This window comes from Candidatus Symbiopectobacterium sp. (assembly GCF_020054415.1).
GTDB lineage: Bacteria > Pseudomonadota > Gammaproteobacteria > Enterobacterales > Enterobacteriaceae > Symbiopectobacterium.
On the sequence record NZ_JAHWCO010000623.1, the window covers coordinates 1 to 5,365 of the forward strand.

Sequence of the window (5,365 nt, forward strand, 5' to 3'; positions counted from 1 at the left end):
ACTGCGTAACCGATTGCAACGGCTCAATCGCAAGACGCTCGGATATTCAAAATCATCCGAAATGCACGATATGATCATCGGTACTTACATCGAACGCGAGTACTACGTTTGATGCTACATCAACTCATTGAATACACGACCGCAAAAGCAGAGAGGTATGTTATATGACGATCAACATTACCAGTAAGCAAATGGAAATCACCCCCGCAATACTTCAGCATGTCGAAGACCGTCTAACCAAGCTGGATAAATGGCAAACTCACCTGATTAACCCACATATTATTTTATCCAAAGAACCGGTGGGTTTTGTTGCCGATGCGAGTATTAGTACGCCCAATGGTCCCTTGGTCGCCAGCGCCAAGCATGAAGATATGTACGCTGCCATTAATGAGCTGCTTGCGAAACTGGAGCGCCAACTGAACAAGATGCAGCATAAGGGAGAAGCACGTCGAGCAACGACGGCTGGGGTCAAAGACGCGGATATTGAGTTGTCATAATCAAAACCTTCAGATAACAGTAGCCAACAACGCGCCGTCAGGGCGCATTTTTGTTTCTGAGGATAAGGCACCTTCGCTTTTTAGTTGACAGAACGAAAAGCCAACAGTTACTTTACAGGGGTACTTTCACCCCATGAGAGCGCTAGCGCTTAACAGGCAACCAATGAGCCACACACCGTTTTTCTTCGTATTCTTTTTTACCTTCCCCTGATTGTGAGGCGATTCGTCATATTGAAAGAATACGAAGACGAACCAGAAAGCCTCCTGAACAGGGGGCTTTTTTTATGCACTTATTTATACGCACTGTATGGATAAAAATGAGTTTACAGGTAACACAACCATGACATACAACCCGTTACTGGCCTTACGTGAACGTATCACCGAGTTGGATTTAAAACTGCTTGAACTGCTGGCCGAACGGCGAGAGTTGGCATTGGAAGTGGCACGCGCAAAGTTAAATACGCACCGCACGATTCGCGACAAAGAACGAGAAAGAGATTTGCTGGATAAGCTCATCGCAGCGGCAAAACCTCATCATATTGATGGGCATTATATTACGCGCCTGTTTCAACTAATTATTGAAGACTCAGTGCTAACGCAGCAGGCGCTGTTGCAGCACCATCTTAACCCCACCGGAGCCCACTCGGCGCGTGTCGCCTTTCTTGGCACCAAAGGCTCCTACTCCCATCTGGCTGCCCGGCAGTATGCCGCGCGCCATTTTGAACAGTTGGTTGAGTGCGGCTGCCAGAAGTTTCAGGATATCTTCGCGATGGTTGAAACCGGCCAAGCCGACTACGGCGTTCTACCCATTGAGAACACCACATTGGGTGCAATCAATGACGTGTACGATCTATTGCAACATACCGGGCTGTCGATTGTGGGCGAACTTACCCACCCCATCGATCACTGTATGCTGGTCGCTACCGACACGGATTTAAGCAAAATTACAACCTTCTACAGCCATCCACAACCCTTCCAGCAGTGCAGCCATTTTATCCAGCGTTATCCACAATGGAAAATCGAATATTGTGAAAGCACGGCGGCTGCGATGGAAAAAGTCGCATCATTGAATTCACCCCACGCCGCCGCGCTGGGCGGCGAGGCCGGTGGATTACTTTATCAATTGCGCGTGCTGGAACATAACCTGGCAAACCAGACCCAAAACACCACCCGCTTTATCGTGTTGGCACGTAAGCAGATTGATGTCTCTGAGCAAGTCCCCGCCAAAACCACCTTAATTATGGCTACGGGTCAGCAATCGGGAGCATTGGTGGAAGCACTGCTGGTGCTGCGCGAACACAGCATCATTATGACAAAACTGGAATCTCGTCCTATTTACGGTAACCCCTGGGAAGAGATGTTTTATATTGATGTGCAGGCTAACCTGCGCGGGGATGGATTACAAAAAGCACTGAAAGAGTTATCGTGCATCACACGCTCACTGAAAGTGCTCGGCTGTTACCCCAGTGAGAACGTCGTCCCCGTTGAGATGCACTGAGTGTAGCGCTCCCAGCCGCCTGGCTGGGAGCGCATCTCCGCCATCTAGATGCGGCTGTCGTTAGCCTGTTTCAGCAAGGCTCGACTTTCCACCTGAAAACGCTGGGCATAATCACCAAACCAATGCTCTACTTTCTTGAAGCTGGCGATAAACGCCGCTTTGTCTTTGCTTTCCAACAGTGCAATCGCTTCACCAAAACGGGCGTAATAGCGTTTGATCAAGGCCAGATTATTTTCGGATGACATGATGATATCGGCATAAAGCTGCGGGTCTTGTGCGAACAGCAGCCCTACCATCACCAGCTCCAACCGGTAAATGGGTGAAGACAATGCAAGTAATTGCTCAAGCTGCACATTCTCTTCCGCCAAATGCAACCCGTAGGCAAAAGTAGCAAAGTGAGGCAGCGCCTGAATAAACATCATATTTTGATCGTGTTCAACCGCACTGATGCGATGCAGCCGGGCGCCCCATACCTGAATTTGCTCCAACAGCCATTGATACGCTTCAGGCTGGCGACCATCGCAATACACCACGACTTGCTTGGCAAGGCTACCGCTGTCTGGTCCAAACATCGGGTGTAAACCTACGATCGGGCCAGAATGTGCCACCAGCATCGCCTGCAACGGCCCATTTTTCACCGAAGCCAGATCCACCAGAATACAATCCTCCGGCAAACGCGGTAACTGTGCAATCACCTGTTCCGTCACGTGAATGGGCACACTAACGATCACCATACCAGCATCCGCCAACAGGCTGTCAGCCTGCGGCCAATCGTCTTTTTCCAACAGCCTTACTTCATAGCCGGACAGACGCAACATTTTTTCGAACATACGCCCCATCTGCCCGCGTCCACCCACAATGACGACAGGCGGGAGCTGCGGACACAGTGTTTTAAAGCCTTTGTCATTTTCACTGGCGTAGGATTCTCGCATCACCCGGCGCAGAACGTCCTCAATGAGATCCGCTGGCACGTTGAGGGCCTCGGCCTCTTCACGACGAGAACGCAGCATCGCGATCGGGGGCATAGATAGGGAGACCATAGCGGCTTTTTACTTCTCCGACTTCTGCCACTAATTCCAGCCTGCGCGCCAACAAACCAAGCAGCGCCTTATCCACCTCATCAATCTGATCCCGCAACGCGGTCAGTTCTGCAACCATGTTCTGTTATTCTCCCAACGATGAACGGCGTACCGCACCTAGCTCCTGATGCACCGATCTCAGCAACGCATCTGTGCTTTCCCAATTGATACAGGCATCCGTCACCGATACACCATATTGCATTGCCGAACGCGGTTGTTCCGACGAATGATTGCCTTCATGAATATGACTTTCCAGCATCATGCCAATAATGGAACGGTTACCCGCTTTAATTTGCTCAACAATGGATGACACCACCTGCGGTTGGCGACGGTAATCTTTATTCGAGTTGCCATGGCTGCAATCTATCATGAGTGAAGGCGTTAAGCCCGTAGCCTGCATCTGTTTTTCACATTCCGCTACGTCTTGTGCGCTGTAGTTAGGCTGCTTGCCGCCACGCAAAATAACATGACCGTCACTGTTACCCTGAGTTTGCAGCAGGCACACCTGGCCGGTTTGGTTGATACCCACAAAACGGTGCGGCATTGCTGCGGCTTTCATCGCATTAATGGCCGTGCCCAGGCTTCCATCGGTGCCGTTCTTGAAACCCACTGGCATCGAAAGGCCAGAAGCCATTTCGCGGTGCGTTTGCGATTCAGTGGTCCGCGCACCAATCGCTGACCAACTGAACAGATCGCCCAGATATTGTGGACTGTTGGGATCCAACGTTTCTGTCGCCAAAGGCAGCCCCATGTTCACCAGGTTTAGCAGCAGCTCACGTGCAATGTGTAACCCCGCCTCCACGTCGAAGGAGCCATCCATGTAGGGGTCATTGATAAGACCTTTCCAACCTACAGTAGTACGCGGTTTTTCAAAGTAAACGCGCATTACGATATACAGCCGATCGCTCAATTCGGCTGATAGCGTATGCAAGCGGCGGGCATACTCCAACGCAGCATCCGTGTCGTGAATGGAACAGGGTCCACACACCACCAATAACCGGTTATCGCGACCGTGGATAATATCGGAAATGGTACGACGTGCCGTGGCAATGGCCTGCTCTTCTTGCACATTGAGCGGGAATTTTGCCTTGAGCTCATCGGGCGTAATCAGTACTTGTTCATCGGCAATATTGATGTTGTTGAGCGAATCTTTTTGCATGTTCATTTTCCTGGACAGTTCTTGAGTAGCGTAGCGCGCTTTCAGCCGCCACATTGAGTTCAAGATACCACACAATGTAAAGATTTCAATCCATACAGTGTAAGTTTAAAATTACTAATTCACTTTCACCTGAGTCTCACATTCGCGTCGCGGGTTACTGGCTTTCCTCACTTATCTCAATGCAAATAGTGATAGAATCAATGCAACAGGAGGAAAGCATGCTGAGAGCCATCCTAATTGACGACGAGCAACTGGCTCGCGAAGAGTTGTTGCTACTACTGGATAAAGAAGATGACATTGAGGTAATAGCGCAGTGCAGCAACGCCCTGGAAGCGATACCGTTGATTAACCGACTTCAACCGGATGTGCTCTTTCTTGATATCCAGATGCCGAAAATCAGTGGGTTGGAACTGGTTGCCATACTCGATCCTGACAGTATGCCTTATGTTGTTTTTGTCACCGCCTATGACGAATACGCGGTGCGCGCTTTTGAAGAACATGCCTTTGATTATTTGCTCAAGCCGCTGGACAATCAGCGCCTGGCAAAAACCCTCAATCGTCTTCGACGCGCCACATCCGTAAATAAAAATGTACAACTTATTACGGAGCCTCAACTTAGGCATATCCCGTGCCACGGCCACAACCGTATTTTTCTCCTTAAGATCGAAGAAGTGGAATATCTCTGTTCCGAGCTGAGCGGCGTCCATGTCGTAGGGCTCAATCAGTCAGGTTATACCCAGCTATCGTTAAAAACGCTGGAAGAGAAAACGCCTTTTGTCCGCTGTCATCGCCAATATATGGTGAACACCGAGCTGCTTCAGGAGATACAGTTGATGGATAACGGTGGCGCAGAAGTCATTACCCATACTGGTAAACATATTCCTGTGAGCCGACGCTATTTAAAAAGCTTGAAAGAGAAGCTGGGTATTGCTTGATACCGACAGAAACCGCCCTCTGATAAGGATAATGGGATGAGATTCGGATACGTGTTATGTGTATTAGTCGCGACTAGATCTGACACTGGACCTTGAAAGGTTGAGAGTTACCGGTTTTGATATGGGTGCCTAATCCTTAAACAAAACGCGAGGTAACTCTCATGCTTCATACTAACAATCCCATTATCAAACACAAA

At 49.5% G+C, this 5,365-nt stretch carries 6 protein-coding genes, 1 pseudogene and 1 other annotated feature; of the genes and pseudogenes, 5 read left to right on the forward strand and 2 right to left on the reverse strand.

Features of this window, described 5'->3' with window-relative positions; translation table 11 throughout:
- The 4 genes from QZ506_RS18150 to pheA all read left to right on the forward strand — a co-directional run.
- Positions 1-112 (forward strand): IS1 family transposase (locus tag QZ506_RS18150; protein ID WP_291973000.1); only part of this gene is annotated, 112 nt, incomplete at its 5' end.
- A gap of 52 nt (positions 113-164) precedes the next feature.
- Complete coding sequence (raiA, locus tag QZ506_RS18155; RefSeq protein WP_291972996.1) at positions 165-497, forward strand: ribosome-associated translation inhibitor RaiA; 333 nt, start codon at positions 165-167, stop codon at positions 495-497.
- Between the two features lie 162 nt (positions 498-659).
- Positions 660-783, forward strand: a sequence feature (Phe leader region).
- Complete coding sequence (gene pheL, locus QZ506_RS18160) at positions 661-708, forward strand: pheA operon leader peptide PheL (RefSeq protein WP_196907589.1); 48 nt, start codon at positions 661-663, stop codon at positions 706-708. (Overlaps the previous feature by 48 nt.)
- Before the next feature lie 54 nt (positions 784-837).
- The gene (gene pheA, locus QZ506_RS18165) at positions 838-1,995 is read left to right on the forward strand and encodes a bifunctional chorismate mutase/prephenate dehydratase (protein WP_291972997.1); all 1,158 of its coding nucleotides are present in this window, start codon (positions 838-840) and stop codon (positions 1,993-1,995) included.
- Between the two features lie 44 nt (positions 1,996-2,039).
- Here the strand turns inward: pheA and tyrA are convergent.
- Together tyrA and QZ506_RS18175 are read right to left on the reverse strand one after the other, a co-directional pair.
- A pseudogene (gene tyrA / locus QZ506_RS18170) lies at positions 2,040-3,153 on the reverse strand (bifunctional chorismate mutase/prephenate dehydrogenase).
- Between the two features lie 6 nt (positions 3,154-3,159).
- The gene (locus QZ506_RS18175; RefSeq protein WP_291972998.1) at positions 3,160-4,233 is read right to left on the reverse strand and encodes a 3-deoxy-7-phosphoheptulonate synthase; all 1,074 of its coding nucleotides are present in this window, start codon (positions 4,231-4,233) and stop codon (positions 3,160-3,162) included.
- Between the two features lie 218 nt (positions 4,234-4,451).
- On the opposite strand from QZ506_RS18175, the gene btsR reads away from it, so the two are divergent.
- Positions 4,452-5,168, forward strand: coding sequence for a two-component system response regulator BtsR (gene btsR / locus QZ506_RS18180; RefSeq protein ID WP_291972999.1), 717 nt, complete (start codon positions 4,452-4,454; stop codon positions 5,166-5,168).
- Positions 5,169-5,365 lie beyond the last annotated feature (197 nt).